A 1,069-nucleotide genomic window follows, 5' to 3' on the forward strand; every position below is an offset into this window, starting at 1 on the left:
TCATGGTTCTGCCGCGAAACGGGCTTTCAGACCACAATGGCGATCCAGTCAGATACGACCGCGTCTACTATATTGGGGAAAACGAGTTTTACATTCCGAAGGACGAAAACGGCGACTACCTGCGGTACGAGGATGTAGGCGAAAGCTACCCTGATACCCTGGAAGTCATGAACGGGCTTATCCCCAGCCACGTGGTGTTCAACGGCGCAGTTGGTGCGCTGACCGGTGAAACCGCGCTGAAGGCCAAACAGGGCGAGAAAGTGCTGTTCATCCACAGCCAAGCCAACCGCGACAGCCGCCCGCACCTGATCGGCGGCCACGGCGACCTGGTCTGGGAGGCCGGCAAGTTCAACAACGTGCCGGACCGCGACCTGGAAACCTGGTTCATCCGCGGCGGCTCCGCCGGGGCTGCGCTCTATGAATTCCTGCAACCGGGCGTCTACGCCTATGTGAACCACAACTTGATCGAGGCGGTGAACCTTGGCGCAACCGCGCACGTGGTGGTCGAAGGCGAATGGAATAACGACCTGATGGAACAGGTGGTCGCCCCGACCGAATACTCCGGCTCCTAAGCTTGGGACTGGTGTGACCTCTCGAGGGCGGCTGCCTTACGCGGCCGCCCATTTTTTGTTTTCTTGGGAGCATACCCATGAAATTCGAACTCATCACTGCTGCCCTGGCCGCCGCGATCGGCATTCCCGGTCTTTGGCTTTACGCCCCGGAACCGGCGACGCAGGCCGAAACCGCCGTCATTGCCGCAGCGACAATCCGTTACCGGCCGATCGGCAATTTCCACCAAGGTGGCAAAAGCGTGGTGCCGCCGGAACAGATGCGGCAAGTGGCAGCATTCGAGATCATGAAACATCAGGTCTCTCATGCCGAATATGCCGCCTGCGTGGCGGACGGCGGCTGCAAGCGGGCAGATGCAAACCCGGCAGATGGCAGCCGGCCGCAAACACACGTCAGCTGGCATGACGCCACCGCCTACGCGCAATGGTATTCAAAGAAGACCGGCCAGCCGTGGCGGTTGCCGGATGAGGCGGAATGGCAGCTCGCTGCAGCTGAAATC

General features: G+C 60.5%; 1 protein-coding gene and 1 pseudogene. Both read left to right on the top strand.

Going from position 1 to position 1,069, the window contains the following annotated elements:
- Nucleotides 1-572, top strand: a pseudogene (locus A2I95_RS41550) (nitrite reductase, copper-containing); the annotation flags it as partial.
- A gap of 77 nt (nt 573-649) precedes the next feature.
- On the top strand, nt 650-1,069 hold a 420-nt coding region (locus A2I95_RS41555; RefSeq protein WP_291738110.1), incomplete at its 3' end, for an SUMF1/EgtB/PvdO family nonheme iron enzyme.

The sequence above is a fragment of the Leisingera sp. F5 genome (assembly GCF_001593695.1).